At 71.0% G+C, this 20,591-nt stretch carries 19 protein-coding genes; 5 read left to right on the forward strand and 14 right to left on the reverse strand.

Features of this window, described 5'->3' with window-relative positions:
* Position 1 precedes the first annotated feature (1 nt).
* Together ACFWYW_RS45870 and ACFWYW_RS45875 are read left to right on the forward strand one after the other, a co-directional pair.
* The gene (locus ACFWYW_RS45870; protein ID WP_379617736.1) at positions 2-607 is read left to right on the forward strand and encodes a YitT family protein; all 606 of its coding nucleotides are present in this window, start codon (positions 2-4) and stop codon (positions 605-607) included.
* 84 nt (positions 608-691) lie between these two features.
* On the forward strand, positions 692-2,446 hold the full coding sequence (locus ACFWYW_RS45875) for a glycoside hydrolase family 15 protein (protein WP_379617734.1): 1,755 nt from the start codon (positions 692-694) through the stop codon (positions 2,444-2,446).
* Between the two features lie 149 nt (positions 2,447-2,595).
* Here ACFWYW_RS45875 and ACFWYW_RS45880 read toward each other — a convergent pair whose 3' ends face one another.
* The 4 genes from ACFWYW_RS45880 to ACFWYW_RS45895 all read right to left on the reverse strand — a co-directional run bounded on the left by ACFWYW_RS45880 (position 2,596) and on the right by ACFWYW_RS45895 (position 6,586).
* Positions 2,596-3,897, reverse strand: coding sequence for a lanthionine synthetase LanC family protein (locus ACFWYW_RS45880; RefSeq protein WP_379617732.1), 1,302 nt, complete (start codon positions 3,895-3,897; stop codon positions 2,596-2,598).
* Positions 3,898-3,977: 80 nt separating this feature from the next.
* Positions 3,978-4,895 (reverse strand): hypothetical protein, encoded by a 918-nt coding sequence (locus tag ACFWYW_RS45885; RefSeq protein WP_379617730.1) that lies wholly within the window; start codon positions 4,893-4,895, stop codon positions 3,978-3,980.
* A 43-nt stretch (positions 4,896-4,938) separates the two neighbouring features.
* A complete protein-coding gene (locus tag ACFWYW_RS45890) occupies positions 4,939-5,874 on the reverse strand; it encodes an LD-carboxypeptidase (RefSeq protein ID WP_379617728.1) in 936 nt (311 codons plus the stop codon).
* Positions 5,861-6,586: an NAD-dependent deacetylase gene (locus tag ACFWYW_RS45895; protein WP_379617788.1), complete on the reverse strand. Its 726-nt coding sequence runs from the start codon at positions 6,584-6,586 to the stop codon at positions 5,861-5,863. Before ACFWYW_RS45895 ends, ACFWYW_RS45890 begins: the two co-directional genes overlap by 14 nt.
* A gap of 42 nt (positions 6,587-6,628) precedes the next feature.
* On the opposite strand from ACFWYW_RS45895, the gene ACFWYW_RS45900 reads away from it, so the two are divergent.
* Positions 6,629-7,513, forward strand: a complete 885-nt coding sequence (locus tag ACFWYW_RS45900; protein ID WP_379617726.1) for a sulfotransferase family protein — start codon at positions 6,629-6,631, stop codon at positions 7,511-7,513.
* Here the strand turns inward: ACFWYW_RS45900 and ACFWYW_RS45905 are convergent.
* From ACFWYW_RS45905 to ACFWYW_RS45925, 5 genes are all read right to left on the reverse strand, one after another.
* Positions 7,485-9,371, reverse strand: coding sequence for an ABC transporter ATP-binding protein (locus ACFWYW_RS45905; protein WP_379617723.1), 1,887 nt, complete (start codon positions 9,369-9,371; stop codon positions 7,485-7,487). The genes ACFWYW_RS45900 and ACFWYW_RS45905 overlap by 29 nt on opposite strands.
* A 39-nt stretch (positions 9,372-9,410) precedes the next feature.
* The gene (locus ACFWYW_RS45910; RefSeq protein WP_379617721.1) at positions 9,411-10,232 is read right to left on the reverse strand and encodes an enoyl-CoA hydratase/isomerase family protein; all 822 of its coding nucleotides are present in this window, start codon (positions 10,230-10,232) and stop codon (positions 9,411-9,413) included.
* A gap of 123 nt (positions 10,233-10,355) precedes the next feature.
* Positions 10,356-10,571 (reverse strand): helix-turn-helix domain-containing protein, encoded by a 216-nt coding sequence (locus ACFWYW_RS45915; RefSeq protein ID WP_157247547.1) that lies wholly within the window; start codon positions 10,569-10,571, stop codon positions 10,356-10,358.
* Positions 10,572-10,684: 113 nt separating this feature from the next.
* Complete coding sequence (locus ACFWYW_RS45920; RefSeq protein WP_379617718.1) at positions 10,685-12,283, reverse strand: ABC-F family ATP-binding cassette domain-containing protein; 1,599 nt, start codon at positions 12,281-12,283, stop codon at positions 10,685-10,687.
* Between the two features lie 88 nt (positions 12,284-12,371).
* Positions 12,372-13,040, reverse strand: a complete 669-nt coding sequence (locus ACFWYW_RS45925) for an acVLRF1 family peptidyl-tRNA hydrolase (RefSeq protein WP_379617716.1) — start codon at positions 13,038-13,040, stop codon at positions 12,372-12,374.
* Positions 13,041-13,654: 614 nt separating this feature from the next.
* Here ACFWYW_RS45925 and ACFWYW_RS45930 point away from each other — a divergent pair.
* Positions 13,655-14,656: an EAL domain-containing protein gene (locus tag ACFWYW_RS45930; protein ID WP_379639192.1), complete on the forward strand. Its 1,002-nt coding sequence runs from the start codon at positions 13,655-13,657 to the stop codon at positions 14,654-14,656.
* Between the two features lie 64 nt (positions 14,657-14,720).
* Positions 14,721-16,031: an aminotransferase class V-fold PLP-dependent enzyme gene (locus ACFWYW_RS45935; RefSeq protein WP_379617712.1), complete on the forward strand. Its 1,311-nt coding sequence runs from the start codon at positions 14,721-14,723 to the stop codon at positions 16,029-16,031.
* Between the two features lie 40 nt (positions 16,032-16,071).
* On the opposite strand, the gene hisG is transcribed toward ACFWYW_RS45935, so the two are convergent.
* From hisG to sufU, 5 genes are all read right to left on the reverse strand, one after another.
* On the reverse strand, positions 16,072-16,917 hold the full coding sequence (hisG, locus tag ACFWYW_RS45940; protein WP_379617710.1) for an ATP phosphoribosyltransferase: 846 nt from the start codon (positions 16,915-16,917) through the stop codon (positions 16,072-16,074).
* Positions 16,918-16,931: 14 nt separating this feature from the next.
* On the reverse strand, positions 16,932-17,195 hold the full coding sequence (locus ACFWYW_RS45945; protein WP_184974198.1) for a phosphoribosyl-ATP diphosphatase: 264 nt from the start codon (positions 17,193-17,195) through the stop codon (positions 16,932-16,934).
* A 349-nt stretch (positions 17,196-17,544) separates the two neighbouring features.
* Complete coding sequence (locus ACFWYW_RS45950) at positions 17,545-19,479, reverse strand: DEAD/DEAH box helicase (RefSeq protein ID WP_379639195.1); 1,935 nt, start codon at positions 19,477-19,479, stop codon at positions 17,545-17,547.
* A 310-nt stretch (positions 19,480-19,789) separates the two neighbouring features.
* Positions 19,790-20,155, reverse strand: a complete 366-nt coding sequence (locus tag ACFWYW_RS45955; protein WP_379617705.1) for a metal-sulfur cluster assembly factor — start codon at positions 20,153-20,155, stop codon at positions 19,790-19,792.
* Positions 20,152-20,589 carry a Fe-S cluster assembly sulfur transfer protein SufU gene (sufU, locus tag ACFWYW_RS45960; protein WP_379617703.1) on the reverse strand — a complete coding sequence of 146 codons (438 nt, stop codon included), beginning with the start codon at positions 20,587-20,589 and terminating at the stop codon, positions 20,152-20,154. Before sufU ends, ACFWYW_RS45955 begins: the two co-directional genes overlap by 4 nt.
* Positions 20,590-20,591: the final 2 nt, after the last annotated feature.

Genomic DNA, 20,591 nt, shown 5'->3' on the forward strand with positions numbered 1-20,591 from the left:
AATGTCCGTCCCTACCGTGGGTTCCCTCCCGTCCCGTCTCCTGCGCCTCTACGGCGGCCTGGCCCTGTACGGCCTCGGCATCGGCCTCCAGATCGAGTCCGGCGTGGGCAACAGCCCGTGGGACGTCTTCCACCAGGGCGTAGCACTCCGGACGGGCCTGACCATCGGCACGATCATCATCGCGGTCGGCGCGCTGGTGATGCTGCTGTGGATCCCGCTGAAGCAGAAGCCCGGCATCGGCACGATCAGCAACGTCGTCTTCCTCGGCCTGTTCGCCGACGCCGCCCTCTGGCTGCTTCCCACCCCGGGCCACTGGGCGCTCAGCTGGACGTACCTGCTGACCGCCGTCGTCACCATCGCCCTGGCCACCGCGCTCTACATCAGCGCCGGTCTCGGTCCTGGACCGCGCGACGGCATCATGACCGGCCTCATGCGCCTCGGCCTGTCGGTACGGCTCGGCCGCTTCCTCATCGAGATCACCGCGCTGGGCGTCGGCTGGCTGCTCGGCGGCACGCTCGGCCTCGGCACCCTCGTCTTCGCCCTGGCCATCGGCCCGCTCACGCAGATGTTCACCCGCTGGTTCCCGCTGACGAGGGAGACCCCCTGAACCTCCCGTGGAAGCTGACGGACATGACGCGACATGATCGATAGCTTCCACGGGACCACCCCGCGGGCGGGTAGCGTCGGTCCCATGCGGATCGAGGACTACGCGATGATCGGGGACATGCAGTCGGCGGCCCTGGTGGGCAGAGACGGCTCCATCGACTGGCTGTGCCTACCGAGGTTCGACTCACCGTCGTGCTTCTCCGCCCTGCTCGGCGGCGACCGCAACGGGCACTGGTGGCTCGGCCCCACCGGCAGGAACCCGGCGACCAGACGCCGCTACCGCCCCGACACGCTCATCCTGGAAAGTGAGTGGGACACCCCCACCGGCACCGTCCGCGTGATCGACTTCATGCCGCCGCGTGACAAGAACCCCGACGTCGTCCGGATCGTCGAGGGTGTCTCCGGCGAGGTCGAGATGGGCACCCACCTGCGCGTCCGCTTCGACTACGGCCGCATCGTGCCGTGGGTGCGCCGCAGCGACGGCCACCTGCAGGCCATCGGCGGGCCCGACTCGGTCTGGCTGCACTCCCCCGTCCCGCTCAAGGGCGGCGACTACGCCCACCGGGCCACGTTCACCGTCCGCGAGGGCCAGCGGCTGCCGTTCGTGTTCACCTGGCACCCCTCGCACGAGCCGATGCCTCCCCAGATCTCCGCCGAGGGCCAGCTCAGCGAGACCGAGGCCATGTGGACGGAATGGGTGGCCAGGTGCGCCCACGAGGGCCCCCACCGCGAGGCCGTCGTCCGCTCGCTGATCACGCTGAAGGCGCTCACCTACGCGCCGACCGGCGGCATCGTGGCCGCCCCCACCACCTCGCTACCCGAGGACATCGGCGGCGTGCGCAACTGGGACTACCGCTTCTGCTGGCTGCGCGACGCCACCCTCGCCCTTGAGGCCATGATCAGCTCGGGCTACATCGAGGAGGCGGGCGCGTGGCGCGCGTGGCTGCTGCGCGCGATCGCCGGCCGCCCGCAGGACCTCCAGATCATGTACGGCGTGGCCGGCGAGCGCCGCCTGCCCGAGCTGGAGCTCACCTGGCTGGACGGCTACGAGGACTCCCGCCCGGTGCGCATCGGCAACGGCGCCGTCAACCAGCTCCAGCTCGACGTCTACGGCGAGGTCATGAACTGCCTGTTCGTCGCCAGGAAGATGGGCCTGGGCGCCGACGACCGGGCCTGGTCCATCCAGCGCGAGCTGCTGGCCTATGTCGAGGAGCACTGGGACGAGCCGGACGAGGGCCTGTGGGAGGTACGCGGCCCGCGCCGCCACTTCACCCACTCCAAGATCATGTGCTGGGTCGCCCTGGATCGCGCCGTCCGCTACTGCGAGGAGTTCGGCCGCGTCGGCCCGCTCGAACGCTGGCGGCAACTGCGCGACACGATCCACGCGGAGATCTGCGACAAGGGCTACGACCCCGTGCGCAACACCTTCACCCAGTCCTACGGCTCGACCGAGCTGGACGCCGCGCTGCTGCTCATGCCGCTCATCGGCTTCCTGCCCATCGAGGACCCGCGGGTCACCGGCACCGTGGCGGCCATCGAGAAGGAACTGCTGTCCGACGGGTTCGTGCTGCGCTACCCGGTGGCCGCCGACAACGACGTCGACGGCCTGGCCGGAGCCGAGGGCGCGTTCCTGGCCTGCAGCTTCTGGCTGGTCGAGGTCATGGCGCTGCAGGGCCGCAAGAAGGAGGCCGAGGAGCTGTTCGGCCGCCTGCTCGGGCTGCGCAACGACCTCGGGCTGCTGGCCGAGGAGTACGACCCCCGCTACGCCCGGCTCGTCGGCAACTTCCCGCAGGCCTTCAGCCACGTGCCCCTGGTCCACGCCGCCCGCGCCCTGTCGTGACCCGTCCCGCCGGGTGAACGGTACGGCCGCCGCGGCGGCGCGGCCGTACCGGATCATGAGGCCGCCCGGGCGGCGGGAGCGGGGGTCACGCGGGGCCCCGATGGTGCGTGTCCTCGGGCGGGGCGAAGGAGGTCATCGGAGCTCCTCTGTCAAGGCGAGAAAGCCGGGGACGGGATCGCCGGGAAGGGGTTGTCGGGCGTCAGGATGACCCGGCGCGTCTCGCCCTCCTGCTCGGCCGCGTCCAGATGCAGCAGCGCAGCCCCGATGCCCGCGGCCCCGACCATGTAGCCGGTGTCCGCGCTCACCTCCCCCGGCCGCAGCCGCCGGTAGGCCTGGTACCACCGATTCCCCCGCCCGTCGTGCCCGGTCGCCCGTCCGATGAGGTGCTCGGCGAGCGTGCGCGCGTACTCCCGGTACGGCTCGCGCCCCGTCGCCGCCCACAACCCCACGAACAGCTCCACCAGACCGGCCGTCCCGCAGCACTGGCAGGCGGAGTTCCAGTAGCCGTTGGTCTGCTGGTACGGCACGCCGCTGGCGATGATCCCGGCGGCCAGGCGCTCGGTCCAGTCCAGGTCGCCCGGATCGCCGGCCACGCGGTAGAGCTCGTAGAACATGCGGGCCACGCCCGCCGAGCCGGAGCAGTAGCCGAGATAGTGCAGCCCGCGCCCGTGGGGCACGTGGTGCGGCACGTACGCCGCGTGGCCCGTCACCACCGCCACCGACCTGACGAACCCCGAGCCCCGCCTGGCCGCCTCCAGGAAACGCTCGTCGCCGGTGACGCCGTACAGGCGGGCCAGGAGGAAGGCGGTGCCGGCCGTACCGCTGTAGAAGCCGGGCGTGACCGCGTCGGTCGGGATGCCGGGGCAGTCCCCGAACCGGTGCCCCGGCACCGCCTGCGCCGCGATGCGCTCGCCCGCCTCCAGCGCCGCCCGCTCGTAGGCGGGCACGCCGAGCATGGCCGCGGCGCGCAGCAGCCCGAGCACGATCCCGCCGTCTCCCCGCTGGGCGGGGTCGTTCGACCAGCCGAGCCCTCCTGTCAGCGGGCGGGCCCTGGCGACGATGTGGCCGGCCGCGGCCCGCGCCTCGTCTTCGAGCCGCTCCTCCCCCAGCACCCATCCGGCCTCGGTGAGCGCGAAGACGGTCCCGGCCAGGCCGTGGTAGAGCGTGAGGTCCTGCTGCTGCCGCCAGGTGGCGGCCAGGTACCGGGCGCCTTGGCGGGCCTCCTCCAGGTACGCCTCGTGGCCGGTGGCGGCGGCCAGGTCGAGGAAGAACAGCACGATGCCGGCGGCGCCCGCGTACAGGGAGGCCGGTTCCGATCCCACGGCCGCGCGGCCGCGGTGGTCCGGGTTGGCCCGCCAGCGCCGCCCGTGCCCGTGGTCGGACCCCGCCGACCTGATCCAGCGTCCGGCCAGGATGGCCGCGTTCAGAGGAGTGGTCCGCTCGTGGCTCACCCTCGCTACTATCCCACACATTTGGTAGGAAATTAAGGGATCGGGGAGTCATCCCCTGCGGAAGGTGCCGGAACGCGGGCTCAGACGGCCAGGCGGGCGAGGACCTGAGCGAAGTCGGGGGGCGGGGTGACCACGAGGCGGGCGTGGCCCTCGTGCAGCACGATGTCGGCCCGCAGATGGGTCAGGCGGCCCTCGTGCCACCAGTACACCTGGTCGCTCAGGCCGTCGGTCCGCGCGGCGTGCAGGCGCAGCCGTTCGATGGCGCGCACGACGCCGAGGCCGTTGACCGGGTGCACCAGCAGCGTGTACGGGTCGGGCAGGACCACCAGCACCCCGTCCCTCGGCACCGGAAGGTAGTCGGGCAGCCAGCGCAGGTGTGTCGGGGCGGTCGGGGAGGGGCCGGTCAGGCGGGTGACGGGGGTGCCGGACAGCTCGATGGACTCGACGGTCAGGCGCTCGCCCTCGCGCACGTTCCTGGAGGCCAGTTCGAGCGCCTTGGCCGACGGCAGCGGCCAGCAGCCGGCCTCCTCCGGGCGGATCAGGCGGGGGCCGACGCTCAGCAGTTCCACCAGGTCGCCGTTCAGGTGGCGGCCGACGACGCGGGTCAGGTCCTCGACGGCGTCCACGGCCTCCACGCGGGTCCGCAGCAGCGTGCGTACCTGGTCCAGGTCGCAGAAGTCGACCAGGTCGCCGGAGACCGCGTTGCCGAGGTGCTCGGAGACGAGCGTGGGCCAGTCCTCGCGGGGCCGTCGACCGGCCTCCCTGCGCAGGCCGGTCAGCCGGACCAGCACGAGGCCGTCACGCATCGGCCGGGTGTCCCTGCCCAGGTCGAACGCCGACCGGACGCCACCGTCCGGGCCGGGCGTCAGGGTCAGGGTGGCACCGTCGGCGGCGAAGTCGCAGCCGTAGCCCAGCGAGTCCGCCACCAGGGCGAGAAGCGAATCGAGGTCCACGTCCTCAGGGCGGCGGCGGGACGGCTCACGCCTGAAGAATTTCACGCGCTCTATCCCCTCATGCCGGTTTCGTCCCTGCGTGTTTCTCCTACCTTGCCGTGTCGACGTCGCTGAACTGACCAGCCAGCGAGCACGATTCGGTATCGATAGCACCAAGCGCACCAAGCCAGATACTCAGCTGCGGAGTGCCGTGTCCCACGGGAAGCCCGGCCAGCACGGGGACGCCGAGCGGCAGCAACCGCTCCCGCAGAACGGGGTACGGGTCCCCGCACTCCTCCCAGGAGCCGAGCGCAAAGCCGAGCACTCCTTGGAAGGCCCCAGCCCGCAGGAGTTGCGTGAGCATCCGGTCGATGCGGTAAGGCGCCTCCCCCACATCCTCCAAAAACACGATATTTCCGGTAAAGCGTGGCTGCCACCGGGTCCCGCACAACGACGCCAGCACCGACAGGTTCCCCCCGGCGACCGGACCGGCGATCCGACCGGCGATCCGACCGGCGACCGGACCGGCGGCTCCCGGGGACGCCTGCGACAGCATCGAGGTGCCCGCCACCGACCACGGCTCGCCCTTCAGCGCCCCGGTCAGCGACGCCCAGGTCGCCGGTTCCGGCCCGCCCTCGTCGGAGAACGTCGTGCAGGCCGGCATCGGCCCGTGCAGCGTCGCCACCCCCAGCTCCGCCCGGAACGCGTGGTGCAGAGCCGTCACGTCGCTCGACCCCACGAGCGTCTTGGGCCCGGCGGCCCGCATGGCGTTCCAGTCCAGCAGGTCGAGGACCCTGGCGGCGCCGTACCCTCCCCTGGTGCAGAACACCGTGGTGACGGCCGGATCGCACCAGGCGGCCTGCAGGTCGGCGGCGCGCGCGGCGTCCGAGCCGGCCAGGTAGGGAAGGTTCTGGCGCGCCATCGTGTGCGCGCCCACCACGACCCGCACGCCGAGCCCTTCCAGCAGCGCCACCCCGCGCGCGAGCCGGACGGCGTCGGGCGGCCCCGAGGGGGAGACGACGGCGACGGTGTCACCCGGCCGCATGAACCAGCTCCTTCACCAGCGCCGGCAACGCCTGGCCGATCGGCTCGCGGACGACCTCGTGGGCGAAGTCGTCGTAGGGGGTGGGCTGGGCGTTCATGACGACCAGGCGGGCGCCGGCGTCGATCGCCTCGCCGCACAGCCCGGCGGCCGGGTGCACGGTCAGCGACGTGCCCACGGCGAGGAACAGGTCGCAGGACCGCGCCGCGTCCAGCGCCGCGTGGATGACGAGCGGCTTGAGCGACTGGCCGAAGGAGATCGTGTCGGCCTTCTGGATGCCGCCGCACTCCGGGCAGGGCGGGTCCTCCTCCCCCGCCTCGACCCGGTCGAGCACCTCGCGCATGGGCGTGCGCAGCCCGCAGGACAGGCAGACGACGTGGAAGAGCGTGCCGTGCAGCTCGATGACCTTCTCCGGCGAGCTGCCCGCGCGCTGGTGCAGTTCGTCGATGTTCTGGGTGACCAGGGCACGCAGCAGTCCGGCGCGCTCCAGCTCGACGAGGGCGGCGTGGCCGCCGTTGGGGCGGGCGTCCCAGGCGGCGTGCTCGCGCCTGCCGATCCACGCGCGGCGCCGTACGTCGGGGTCGGCCAGGTAGTTGTCGATGGTGTACAGCTCCTGGGCGGCGGGGTCCTTCGTCCATACTCCCTGGGGCCCGCGAAAGTCGGGAATCCCGGAATCCGTGGAGATTCCCGCACCTGTCAGGACGGTCACCGACATTGGCTCGCTCACCTGGCAAACGGTGCCACACTTGGATGCCGTATGCGACTTCCGCCTCACATCCTCGTGGTCAACGGCATCAAGGTCCGCCGCCCGGTGTTCCTGCTCGGAGCTCCGCATTCGGGTACGGACCTGCTCGCCCGCGCGTTGAAACGTTCCCCCGGCTTCCACGTGACGACGGGCAGGGCCTGCGTGGCCAACGTCGTCTACGCCTTCGCCCGCAAACCGTCCATCGCCGGTGGTCCGGGAGCCGTCCGCGTGCTGCGCGACTCGCTGGCCGAGTCGTGGCAGGTGCTGCGCGGCTCGTGCGGGCTGTGCCCGGAGACCTGCCGCGAGGCTGGCGGCGTGACCGGGCTCGGCCCGTGCGTGGCCACCAACACCGTGACCCGCTTCGGCGACGCCAGCCCCGACCTGCTCTACAGCGCGCCGGTGCTGCGGCAGGCCTTCCCCGACGCCCGGTTCCTGCAGCTGATCCGCGACGGCCGCGACGTCGCGGTGGACATGCTGGCCGACCCGTCGTGCCTGGCCTGGTTCCGTCCGGTGATGCTGGCCGAGGGCACCGAGTTCCCGAACGCGTTCCTGGGGCTCAGCCGCGACGAGCACCGCGAGCGCTGGAAGGACATGCCGGCCGCGGGCAAGTCGGCGCTGCGCTGGCGCAGCGCCGTGCGCCTGAGCGCCTCCCTGCGCCGCGACCTGCCCGCCGAGCAGCTGCTGACGTTGCGCTACGAGGACCTCGTGCTGCGGCCCGCGCAGACGATCGCGTCGGTGTCGGAGTTTCTGGAGACGCGCGTGTCGAAGGTCGCCCTGTACGGCCGGCCCACCCCGAAGGTCGGCTCCTGGCGCTCCGGCCTGCGCCCCGACGACCTGGCCCTGGTGGAGAAGGTCGCCAGGCAGGAGCTCACACGCTTGGGCTACCTGTCGAGCTGAACTGGGTGCGGTAGAGCTCGGCGTACAGCCCGCCGCGCTCCAGCAGTTCGTCGTGCCCGCCGCGCTCGGCGATGCGGCCGTCCTGGACGACGAGGATCGTGTCGGCCTCGCGGATCGTCGACAGCCGGTGGGCGATGACCAGCGAGGTACGCCCGGCCAGCGCCGTCTTCAGCGCCTGCTGCACGGCCGACTCCGACTCGGAGTCGAGGTGGGCGGTGGCCTCGTCCAGCACGACCACGCGCGGCGCCTTCAGCAGCAGCCGGGCCAGCGCGAGGCGCTGCTTCTCCCCGCCGGACAGCCGGTAGCCCCGGTCGCCGACGACGGTGTCGAGCCGGTCGGGCAGCGCCTCGACCAGGTCGGCGATCTGCGCCGCGCGCAGCGCCTCCCAGATCTCCTCCTCCTCGGCGCCGGGCCTGGCGTAGAGAAGGTTGGCGCCGATGGTGTCGTGGAAGAGGTGCGCGTCCTGCATGACGACGCCCACGGTGTCATGCAGCGAGGCCAGCGTGGCCTCGCGCACGTCGACGCCGTTGACGCGCACCGCGCCCTCGTTCACGTCATATAGGCGCGAGACCAGCGAGGTGATCGTGGTCTTGCCCGCTCCCGAGGGGCCGACGAGGGCGATGAGCTGTCCCGGCTCGGCGGTGAACGAGACGCCCTTGAGCACCGGGTGCGACGGGCCTGTGTCCTGGCGGGCCACCGACTCCAGGGAGGCCAGCGAGACCTCCTCGGCGGCCGGGTAGCGGAAGTGCACGTCGTCGAAGGTGATCGTGACCGGCCCGTCGGGCAGCGGCCTGGCCTCGGGCTTCTCGGCGACCATCGGCCTGAGGTCGAGCACCTCGAAGACCCGGTCGAAGCTGACCAGCGCCGTCATCACGTCCACGTGCACATTGGACAGCGAGGTCAGCGGGCCGTACAGGCGCATGAGCAGCGCGGCCAGGGCGACCAGCGTGCCGAGCTCGAAGACGTCGCGGGTGGCCATGACGCCGCCGATGCCGTAGACCAGCGCGGTGGCCAGGGCGGCGACCAGGCCGAGCGCGACCCGGAAGACGGTGCCGTACATGCCGACGGTCACGCCGACGTCGCGCACCCTGGCCGCCCTCTTGCCGAACAGGTCGGTCTCCTCCTGCGGCCGGCCGTACAGCTTGGCGACCATCGCGCCCGCCACGTTGAAACGCTCGGTCATCACCGAGCTCATCTCGGCGTCGAGCCGCATCTGCTCGCGCGTCAGCACGGACATGCGGCGGCCCACCCATTTGGCGGGCACGATGAAGACCGGCAGCAGCACCAGCGCGACCAGCGTGACCTGCCACGACAGCGCGAGCATGGCGCCGAGCACGAGCAGGAGGCTGATGACGTTGGACACCACCGACGACAGCGTGCTCGTCAGGGCGCGCTGGGCGCCGATGACGTCGGTGTTGAGGCGGGAGACCAGCGCGCCGGTCTGGGCGCGCATGAAGAAGGCCACCGGCATGCGCTGCACGTGGTCGAAGACCTCGGTGCGCAGGTTGTAGATGAGGCCCTCGCCGATGCGCGAGGAGAACCAGCGCTGCGCCAGCGTCAGCCCGGCGTCCAGCAGGGCCAGCGCGGCGATCGAGACGGCCAGCGCGATCACCACGCCCGGCCGCTTGGGCAGGATGCCGTCGTCGATGATGGCCTTCATGAGCAGCGGGTTGGCCACCACGATCACCGCGCCCGCCACGACCAGCAACAGGAACGCGGTGATCTGCTTCTTGTACGGCCGCGCGTAGGAGGCGATGCGCCGCACGGTGCCAGGCGTCAGCCGCTGGTCCATGACCGACTCGTCACGGCGCAGCGAGCGCATCGCCTGCGGGCCGAACCCGCCACCCATCATCGCCATTGTCTGGTCAGCACGTGGGCGTCTGCGGCTGTTCCCCTCTCAGCTCCCGGCGAACAACTCCCGGATCCGCGCCGCCTGCTCGGTCCGCTCGGCGGCACTCTGCTCCTCCAGGGTGCGCGTCTGCGCCCCCTGGAGGAGACGCTTGGTCGCCGCGGCCGCTTCCCTGTTGGTCGACAGCAGCTGCGCGACCTTCTCCTGTACGGCTTTCGCCAGCTCACCCGGTTCGACGACCTGTTCGGCCAGGCCGATCCGGAAGGCCTCCTCCGCGCCGACGACGCGGGCGGTCAGGCACAGGTCCTTCGCCTTGGCGAGGCCCACCAGCTCGACCAGCGGCTTGGTGCCGGTCAGGTCGGGGACCAGGCCCAGTGCGGGCTCCTTCATGCAGAATTTGACGTCATCGGCCACGATCCGTAGATCGCAGGCGAGCGCGAGCTGGAATCCGGCGCCGATCGCATGGCCCTGAACGGCCGCGATCGAGACGATCTCCGGACGGCGCAACCACAGGAAGCCCTGCTGTGCTCGTTCGATCCCCTTGTCGAACGTGTCCTGATCCTGCCGGGCCACAGAGCTGAACGAGCCCTGTCCCGGAACCCCCTCAGGGGTGAACATGCGTAGGTCGATCCCTGCCGAGAAGGACGGTCCCTCACCTCTCACCACGACGACGCGTACCCGCTCCGGCAGGCTGTCGCCGATGCCGGCCAGTGCCGACCAGGTCGCGAACGTTTGCGCGTTCCGCTTCTCCGGTCGTGCGAGCGTGATCGTGGCAATCTCACCGTCCACCTCGAAGCGCAGGCCCGCCTCCTCGAAAGAGGCGTCCCTCGCACTCCCCCCGCGCTGATAAGGCGCCTTCGCTTCCGCCATCGCCTCGCTCCGATCCGTCGCTGTGCCGTCGCGCCCGAGCTTACAGAATAAGATTCTGACCCGGGCGCGACGGCCGGTCGACTGGAGACGAAGCGGCTGCGGTCGCGACGTTCCGAGGCGGCCTTAGCGCTTGGACTTGCCTCGGGTCGCCCCGCCGCGCCCGCGCAGAGTCACTCCGGACTCGCTGAGGATGCGGTGGATGAACCCGTAGGAGCGACCGGTCGAAGCGGCCAGGGCGCGGATGCTCTCACCCGCGGCGTAGCGCTTCTTGAGATCACCGGCCAGCTTGTCGCGGTCGGCCCCGGTCACCCGGGTGCCTTTCTTCAGAGTCTCGGCCACGAGTACCTCCTGTAGTGCCAGACTTCCGCAGCGTTACACCGCCATGATCAGTCATTTCAGCGGGATCGGCTACCTACTCCACGGGAAAAGATCCGTACCCACTCAAATTCAGATCAGGCGAGTGCCACAAGATCGGAAAATTCCTCGCTCCACGCGTCTTCAGTTCCGTCTGGTAGCAAGATCACCCTATCCGGTGAAAGAGCATCAACGGCACCCTCGTCATGGGTAACCAGGACGATTGCTCCTGAATACGACCGCAAAGCGGTGAGGACTTGCTCCCTGGAGACGGGGTCGAGGTTGTTAGTGGGCTCGTCCAGGAGGAGGACGTTGGCGCTCGACAACACCAGCAGCGCAAGGGCCAGCCGAGTTTTCTCCCCTCCTGACAGCACCCCCGCCGGCTTGTCAACGTCGTCGCCGGTGAACAGGAAAGATCCGAGGACCTTTCTCAGCTCGGTGTCGGTGAACTCCCCGCCGGCCGAGCGCATGTTCTCCAAGAGGGTGCGATCGGCGTCCAGGGTCTCGTGCTCCTGGGCGTAGTAGCCGATCTTGAGGCCGTGGCCCGGGCGGATCTCGCCGGTGTCGGCATCCTCGACGCCGCCGAGGATGCGCAGCAGCGTGGTCTTGCCCGCGCCGTTGAGCCCGAGGATGACGACCCGGTGACCTCGGTCGATGGCCACGTCGACGTCGGTGAAGACCTCAAGCGAGCCGTAGGACTTCGACAGGTCCACGGCCTGCAGCGGCGTCTTGCCGCACGGGGAGGGGTCGGGAAAGCGCAGCTTGGCGACCTTGTCGCTCTGGCGCTCCTCCTCGGTGCCGGCCAGCAGGCGGTTGGCGCGGCGCATCATGTCCTGGGCGGCCTTGGCCTTGGTGGCCTTGGCGCGCATCTTGTCGGCCTGCGCCAGCAGCGCGCCCGCCTGCTTCTCGGCGTTGGCCCGCTCGCGCTTGCGGCGCTTCTCGTCGGTCTCGCGCTGGTCCAGATAGGCCTTCCAGCCGACGTTGTAGTGGTCGATCACGCAGCGGTTGGCGTCGAGGTGGAGGACCTTGTTGACCGTCGCTTCAAGAAGACCGACGTCGTGACTGATGATCACCAACCCGCCGTGATGTGATCGCAAAAAATCACGAAGCCACCCGATTGAGTCTGCATCAAGGTGGTTTGTCGGCTCGTCGAGAAGGAGAGTTTCCGCTCCGCTGAAAAGAATGCGTGCCAATTCCACGCGTCTGCGCTGGCCGCCCGAGAGCGTTTCGAGCGGCTGCTTCAGGACCCGGTCCGGCAGGCCCAGGCTGGAGGCGATCGAGGCCGCCTCCGCCTCGGCCGCGTAGCCGCCCAGGACGTGCATCTGGTCCTCGAGCCTGCCGTACCTGCGCACAGCCTTCTCGCGGGTCTTGTCGTCGGCGGAGGACATCGCCAGCTCCGCCTGGTGCAGCTTGCGCAGCACCTCGTCCAGGCCGCGCGCCGACAGGATGCGGTCGCGCGCCAGCACCTGCAGGTCGCCGGTACGCGGGTCCTGCGGCAGGTAGCCGACCGCGCCCGTCGTCGTGACCGTGCCCGCGGCGGGCAGGCCCTCACCCGCCAGCACCTTGGTCAACGTGGTCTTGCCCGCCCCGTTCCGGCCGACAAGTCCGATCTTGTCGCCTGGATTGACGCGGAAGTTGGCCTTCTCGATCAGCAGACGCGCACCGGCGCGCAGCTCGATGTCAGTAGCAAGGATCATGGTTGAAAGGACGCTCCCGGGCTAGGAAAGGACGTCGGAGACGTGGGCATGCTTGCGCCGGTTAACCGGGAGTGTGCATGCGGCCAGTCTACGGTCCCGCGTGGCCACCGGGCTCGGGGTCCACAACCCGGATGCGCACCGCGCGGAACTGCTCCGGAGCCTCCTTCAGTACCGCCAGCCTGGGATCGGGCACCACCAGGAACGGCTCCACCTCCAGCGCCACCAGCGGCGCCAGCCGCCGATCGGCCCTGAGCGCGTCGGCGGCCTTCCTGTCGCCCCCGAACACCACGGCCTCCAGCCCGTCCAGGTGCGGCGTCAGCACCCGCAGCGCCGTCTCGGCCGCCGCCTCGAACGCCTGGTTCGCCTGGAGCGCGCGCCGCCTGGCGAACCGCTGCTGCGACCAGCCGCCGGCCGCCGTACGCCCCTGCACCAGCCGCGACCCCACCTTGGACGCGACCAGCTCGCTCCCCTGGAACACCCCCGCCGCATACCCGCCGAGCCGCACCAGCACCACACCCACCCGCCGCTCACGCTGAGCATGCGCCACGAACCTCGACACGAACGGCGCCCCCTGGACCAGCGGCGGAAACGGCACGTGCATCTCCGCCAGCGCCCCGTCCTCGGCCCGCAGCCGCACGACCAGGTCATCCCCACTGGCCTCGAACGCCCCATGCCGGTCGACGAACCCATCGATCCACCTGTTCAACCGCCCAGGCGCGACCGCCACCCATCTCCCCCCACCCCGCGCCGGCCCCATCCGCGCTCTCCTGTTCTCCCTTATGGACGCCTATCCCTTACGGCTGTCGCCGCCCACCCGCCACCCGCCGCCGTGCGCCGGCGCCGATCGTGGGGGTCGCTTCTCACGTCGGACGTGGTCCCCACCGCAACGACCCTTCGTCACCCACCTCCGTGGGCAACCTACCTCCCTGCCCCGGCGCCGTGCCCGCGCCCTTGCTTTGCCCTCGGACAGTTCCCGCGCCAGCGCACTCTTGCCTCTGCGTCAGCGCCTCCCCCCAGGGCATGCCCCGAGCATGGCTCTCTCGTGCGGCACGTGTTGTCCGGCACGCTCCGCCTCGTGGCAGGTGACGGGTGGAGGCTGGGGATGGGGTTGTGTTTGGGGTTCTGGTCAGGGGCCGTTGGGGCTTGGGCGGGGTTCTGGTCAGGGTGGGTGGGGGCTGGGGCGTGAGGGTCTTACAGGGGGCCGGCGGGGGTGGTGGGGCCTGGGGTGCAGGTGGGGTGGGTTCCAGGCGTGGGCGGGAGTTGGGGGTGGCCAATTCAGGGGTTCGGTGGTAAGGAACACCTGCTGAAATGTCGGTGAACTTCGTTTCCCGGCACTTATGCCGCACCGCTTGCCGGGCGGATCATTTTGGCGTGTCTTCCCAGTTCACAGCCCCTGTTGTAGATCTTGACACGGGGGCGGTCATCGCGACGCACGCCACAGACAGCATCCCTCAGGGACCGCTGCCGCTGCTGCTCGACCTGCCCGTCCAGGTGGTCCTGAACGGCGCCGGCGCGCTGGCCCCGCTCCACGAAGCGCTCCGCCGGGCCGGCCGGCACCCGCGGGAGGTGGTGCTCACCCTCCGGGGTACGTGTGGGGAGACCGAGAAGGACGTGTTCAAGGTCGGCCTCGACGGGCTGCGGGCCCACGGATACCTGCTGGCCTTCAGCGGGTCCGGCGGCGTGCCGCTGGATCTGGTGTCGCAGGCCTCGCCGTACCTGCTGCTGCTGGAGACGGAGCTGGTCGCGCGGATGCCGCGCGACCACCGCAGCGTCGCGGTGGCGCGCGCGACCGCGACGCTGGCCCGCGGGCTGGGAGCGCATGTGCTGGCGCCCGGCGTCGAGGACGAGGCGGAGCTGGGCGCGGCGCGCAACTGCGGCGTACGGCTGGCCTACGGGCCGCTGCTGGCCCCGGGACCCGACGGGCGGGTGCGGGTGCCGCTGCCCGCGCCCGAGGAGACTCCCGAGGCGTTCATGCTGGGGCCGCGGGTGCAGGAGCTGCTGCTGCCGGCGGTGACGCTGCCCGCCCAGGCCAACGCCGAGGACGTGGTCGCGGCGTTCGGGCACGAGCCGTCGATCTCCAGCGTGATCCTGGTCGACGAGTACCAGCGGCCCAAGGGGAGCCTGGACCGCAGCCGGTTCCTGCTGTCGTTCGCGGCGCGCTACGGGCACGCGCTGCACGGCAAGAAGCCCGCCCACCGGCTGGCCGACCCGCCGAGGACGGTGCCGCGGACCACCCCGGCGGTGGCGGCCATGCAGGCGGCGGGGCGCGACTCGATGCGCGTGTACGACGACCTGGTGGTGACCGACGAGCTGAACCGCTGCCTGGGCATCGTCCGCGTCTCCGACTTGATCCGGCATGTCTCCAAGGCCTGACATGTCGTGAAACCGTGATGGATCGGCCCTGTCTCGCGGCCTCGCGTGCGGGTAAGCAGGAGGCGTGAGCAAGCAGCTGAACAGACGGGCCCTGCTCAGCGCCGGACTCCTGGCCGGGGCAGGCGCGTGCACCTCCGCTCCCCCGGCCGCCGCCCCGACCGGCGGCAGTCCGGCGCCACCGCTCAAGGCCGACGACTGGGCGTCGGTGCGCGCCCAGTTCGACCTGCCGAAGGATCGTGCCGACTTCGCCGCGTTCGTGCTGGCCCGCCACCCCGCCGAGGTCCGCCGCGCGATCGAGGAGCACCGCAGGGGGCTGGACGCCGATCCCGAGTACCTTCCCGCCGGGGGCAACCCCGACCAGGCCGTACGCGAGGCCGCGGCACGCTACCTGGGCGGCGCCCCCGCCCAGATCGTGCTCACCGACAGCACCACGATGGGCCTGGCCCTCCTGTACGGCGGCATCAGGCTCCTGCCCGGCCAGGACGTGCTGACCACCGAGCACGACTTCCTGGCCACGCACGAGGCGCTGCGGCTGCGTACCGAGCGCACCGGCGCCGCCGTACGCAGGGTGCGCCTGTACGACGAGCCCGCCAAGGCCTCCGTGGACGAGATCGCCGGCCGGCTGCGCAAGGCGATCGGCCCGAAGACCAGGATCGTCGCCGTCACCTGGGTGCACTCAAGCACCGGCGTGCGGCTGCCGGTCAAGGAGATGGCCGCGGTCGTCGCCGAGGCCAACAAGGGCCGCGAGGACAAGGACCGGGCGCTGCTGTGCGTGGACGGCGTGCACGGCTTCGGCGCCATGGCCGACGGCGCGGAGGACCTCGGCTGTGACTTCCTGGCCAGCGGCACCCACAAGTGGCTGTGCGGGCCGCGCGGCACCGGCATCGTGTGGGGACGGGCGTGGGAGGCGATCGTGCCGTTGATCCCGAGTTTCGGTCAGGCCAGTTTCGACTACTTCTTCGAGGGGTCCTCGCAGCAGCCGGTCACCGCCGAGTACTTCACTCCCGGTGGTTACAAGGCGTTCGAGCACCGCTGGGCGGCCGGCGCCGCCTTCGCCTTCCAGGAGGCGATCGGCAAGGACCGGGTCCAGGCCCGCATCCAGGAACTGGCCACCCGGCTCAAGAGCGGCCTGGCCGGGGTCGCCCACGTCAAGCTGGCCACGCCGGTCGCGCCCGAGCTGTCGGCGGGGCTGGTGTGCATGGAGGTGGACGGGATCGCCAGCCCGTACGAGGCGGTGGGCAGGCTGCGCGAGCAGCACCGGATCGTGGCCAGCAGCACCCCGTACCGCGAGTCTCTGCTGCGGCTCGGGACCACGATCATGAACACGCCCGAGGAGGTCGACCGGGCGGTCAAGGCGGTCGCGGCCCTGCGCTAGGATCTCCCGGCGGCGCGGTGGTCGCCGGGAGATCCCCTGGCTACAGCCTGCAGGCGTAGATGTCGGTGACCAGGATGGCCCGGGCGCCGATGTCCCACAGCTCGTCCATCACGTGCTGGTGCCCCTTGCGCCGGACCATGGCGCGTACCGCCACCCAGCCCTCGCGGTGGAGCGGGGAGACCGTCGGGCCCTCCATGCCGGGGGTCAGCGCGATGGCCTCCTCTATCCGCTCGGCGCGGATGTCGTAGTCCATCATCACGTAGTCGCGCGCGTGGATGACGCCCTGCAGGCGGCGCACGACCTGTTCGAGCCCGGGGGCGCCCGCGCCCTCGCGGCCCCTGATCAGCACGCCCTCCGAGCGCATGATCGGCTCGCCGAACACCTCCAGCCCCACGTTGCGCAGGGTGGTGCCGGTCTCGACGACGTCGGCGACCGCGTCGGCCACGCCGAGCCTGATGGCCGTCTCGACGGCGCCGTCGAGCTTGATCACGCGGGCGTCGACGTCGCACTCGGCCAGGTACTTCTCCAGCAGCCCCGGGTACGCGGTGGCCACGCGCAGCCCCTTGAGGTCCTGCACGGAGCTCATCTGCCCGCTGCTCGCCGCCAGCCGGAAGGTGGAGCCGCCGAACCCGAGCGGCATCACCTCCTCGACCTGCGCGCCGGAGTCGATGAGCATGTCGCGCCCGGTGATGCCGGCGTCGAGCGTGCCCTCGCCGACATAGACGGCGATGTCCCGCGGGCGCAGGAAGAACAGCTCGCAGGAACTGTCGGTGTCGACGACGACCAGTTCCTTGCTGTCGCGGCGGGGCCGGTAGCCGGCCTCCTTGAGCATGGTCTGGGCCGCTTCGCTGAGCGCGCCCTTGTTCGGTACGGCAAGCCGCAACATCAGTGGTCAACCCCCTACAGGTGCTTGTAAACCTCGTCCAGCCCGATACCCCGGGCGATCATCAGCACCTGCACGTGGTACAGCAGCTGAGAGATCTCTTCTGCGGCGCGGTCCTTCGACTCGTGCTCGGCGGCCATCCAGCTCTCCGCCGCCTCCTCCACGACCTTCTTGCCGATGGCATGGACGCCGGCGTCGAGCGCCGCCACGGTGCCCGATCCCTCGGGGCGCAGGCGTGCCTTGTCTGACAGCTCGGCGAACAGCTCTTCGAAGGTCTTCATGATCTCTCTCGTCGGTCGGCTGACATGCGGCTCCAGCCTAACGTTCGCGGCGGCTTGGTACGTGCGGCGTCCGCGACCCGAGACGCCCTGGTTTCGGTCCGTCGATAACGAATCGAAAGCGCTCGGCGCTACGCTCGCGGCTGTGTCGGGGGAGTGCGCCTCAGGGCGCACGGACACAACGGGGCGCTGCGGCCCGCCGTGCCTCCTGCGGGGGAACGGCGGGCACAGCCAGTCACGGCTTCGCGGGTTACCGCGGGCGGGCCGTACCGGAATGCGAAAATCCCGGCCGATCGCGCTGATCGGCCGGGATCTCAGGAGGCGCGCCGGGCGTCAGGCCCGGCGGCCGGGGTCAGCGGCCGTAGCGGCGGCCGGAGTTGCCGGTGTTGCCGGAGCGGTAACCGTCACGGGGACGCTCGCCGCGGTCGGCCGAGAACGGACGGCGCTCGCCACGGTCGTCGGCACGGAACGCGCCACCGCGCGGGCCGCGGTCGTCGGCGCGGAAGGGACGCGAGCCCCGGTCGTCGGAGCGGAAGGAGCCACCACGAGCGCCACGGTCGTCAGAGCGGAAACCACCACGGTCGTCCGAGCGGAAGCCACGGTCGTCGGAACGGGGAGCCTGACGGTCGTCGGAGCGGAACCCGCCACCACGGGGACCGCGGTCCTCGCCGGAGCGGAAGCCGCCGCGGTCGTCGGAACGAGGGCCCTGACGGTCGTCGGACCGGTAGCCCTGACGGTTGTCCGAACGGTAGCCACCACGGCCGCGGTCGTCGGAGCGGAAGCCGCCCCCACGGGGACCGCGGTCGCCGGAGCGCTCGCCCGAACGGAAGCCGCCGCCGCCCTGACCGCGGTCCTCACGCTCGGGGCGGTTCTCGCCGGCCGTGCGGGGGCCGCCGTCGAAGTGGCGCTTCGGGTAACGCTCGCCGTCCTCGTGACGGCGGCCGCCGGCGGGGCGGTCACCGCCCTCGGGACGACGTCCGTAGGAACGGTCGCCGCGACGGCCGCGACGCTCGCCGCCGTGGCCGCCCTCGCGGCGGGGACGCAGCGGCTTGCGGACGTCCGGCTCCCAGACCGGGATCGGCTCGCCGCTGGGAACGCGGGCGCCGGTGACCTCGGCCACCCGGGAGTTGCCGGGAGCGGCCTTGAGGCGGAACGGGTGGATGCCCGCGCGCCGGGTCAGCTGGTCGGTCGAGCGCCGCTCGTTGGGCAGCACCAGGGTGACGACGGTGCCCTTCTCCCCCGCGCGGGCCGTACGGCCACCGCGGTGGAGGTAGGACTTGTGGTCCTGCGGCGGGTCCACGTGCAGCACCAGGCTGATGTTGTCGACGTGGATGCCGCGGGCGGCCACGTCGGTGCAGACCAGGACGTTGACGGAGCCCTCACGGAACTCCGCCAGGATGCGGGTGCGCTGGTTCTGGCGCTTGCCGCCGTGCAGGCCGCCGGAGCGCACGCCGACCCGGGCCAGCTGCTTGCACAGCCGGTCCACGCCGTGCTGGGTGCGGACGAAGATGATCGTGCGGCCCTCGCGGTTGGCGATCTCGGCGGTCACGTCGAACTTCTCGTCGCGGGTCACCTGCAGCACGTGGTGCTCCATGGTGTCGACCGGGGAGGTCGCCGGGGCCACGGAGTGGGTGATCGGGTCCTTCAGGAACTTCCGCACCAGCTTGTCGACGTCGCCGTCGAGCGTGGCCGAGAACAGCAGGCGCTGGCCGCCGGGCGCGGTCTGCGAGAGCAGGTCCGTGACGACGGGGAAGAAGCCGAGGTCGCACATGTGGTCGGCCTCGTCCAGGACGCTGACCTCGACCTCCGACAGCGAACACTCACCCTGGCGGATGAGGTCGCCGAGGCGGCCGGGGGTGGCGATGACGAGGTCGATGCCGCGGCGCAGCGCCTCGACCTGCTTGCCCATGGACATGCCGCCGACGACGACCTTCATGCGCAGGCCGAGGCCGCGGCCGAGGGGTTCGAGGGCGTCGTGCACCTGGAGGGCGAGCTCACGGGTGGGAACGAGGATCATGGCGCGCGGGTGCTTCGGCTTGGGCCGGTCGCCGGCGATGCGGACCATCGTCGGCAGGCCGAAGGCCAGGGTCTTGCCGGAGCCGGTCTGGCCGCGGCCGAGCACGTCGTGACCCGCCAGCACGTCCGGGATGGTGGCGCTCTGGATGGGGAACGGGGCGTTGATGCCCATACGGGTGAGGCCGTTCACGATCGGCGCGGGCAGGCCCAGCAGCTCGAACTCGGACGGACCCGACTCCGGGGAGGTTTCGGGCAGGACAACGTCAAGCATGGTCACGGAAAATCGTGCCTTTCGGTCGAAGTGGCGCGTCACTTCTGCGAAAGGACGAGCCGGGGCGTACGGCAGCGCCGTACCTGTGCAGAGAAAACACCTCGGGGTGGGGACGTGCCCGCCTTGATGGAGGCGGTCGTCTACGCGCACCCGGTGCCGGCGCAGGCGGCTGAAGACGCGAGATGATGCGTCAGGTGCACGTGGTGGCCAACACGGGAGGAGATCGATCTATTCCCGCCCTGGCACGCTGAAGCGGCTGACGCGGGCTGCGTCAGCCGTGCAGCACAAGAAAAAGTCAGACCCTTGGGGATCAGACGTTGAAGCCTAGCATACGGAGCTGCTCGCGCCCCTCGTCGGTGATCTTGTCCGGGCCCCACGGCGGGAGCCAGACCCAGTTGATCTTCACGTCGGAGACCATGCCGTCGAGCGCCGAGTGCGCCTGGTCCTCGATGACATCGGTCAGCGGACAGGCGGCGCTGGTCAGGGTCATGTCGATGGTGGCCACGGGCGCGGTGGCGCCCTCGGCCGGGTCGAGGTGGAGGCCGTAGATCAGGCCGAGGTCGACGACGTTGATCCCGAGCTCGGGGTCCACGACGTCCTTCAGGGCCTCCATGACCTCCTCGACGGTGGCCTCACCGTCATACCCCTGCGTCGGGGTCTGCGTTGGCTTACTCACGAGGCACTCCTCACCACAGCGTCTTTGTAGGCCATCCACGACAGCAGCGCGCACTTGACCCGCGCCGGGAACTTGGCGACCCCGGCGAAGGCGACGGCGTCGCCCAGCACGTCCTCGTCCGCCTCCACCTGTCCCCTGCCCTGCATGAGACGGGTGAACTCATCGACCACGGACAACGTCTCGGTGACGGTCGAACCGGTGGTCAGCTCGTGCAGCACCGACGCGGCGGCCTGGCTGATGGAGCAGCCCTGGCCGTCGTAGGACACGTCCTCGATCTTGCCGCCGTCGCCGAGCTTCACCCGGAGCGTGATCTCGTCGCCGCACGTCGGGTTCACGTGGTGAACCTCGGCATCGTACGGCTCGCGCAGCCCCCGGCCCTGCGGGTGCTTATAGTGCTCCAGGATCAGCTCCTGGTACATCGACTCGCCGATCATGA

Origin of the sequence: Nonomuraea sp. NPDC059023 (assembly GCF_042740095.1) — a bacterium.
Lineage (GTDB): Bacteria > Actinomycetota > Actinomycetes > Streptosporangiales > Streptosporangiaceae > Nonomuraea.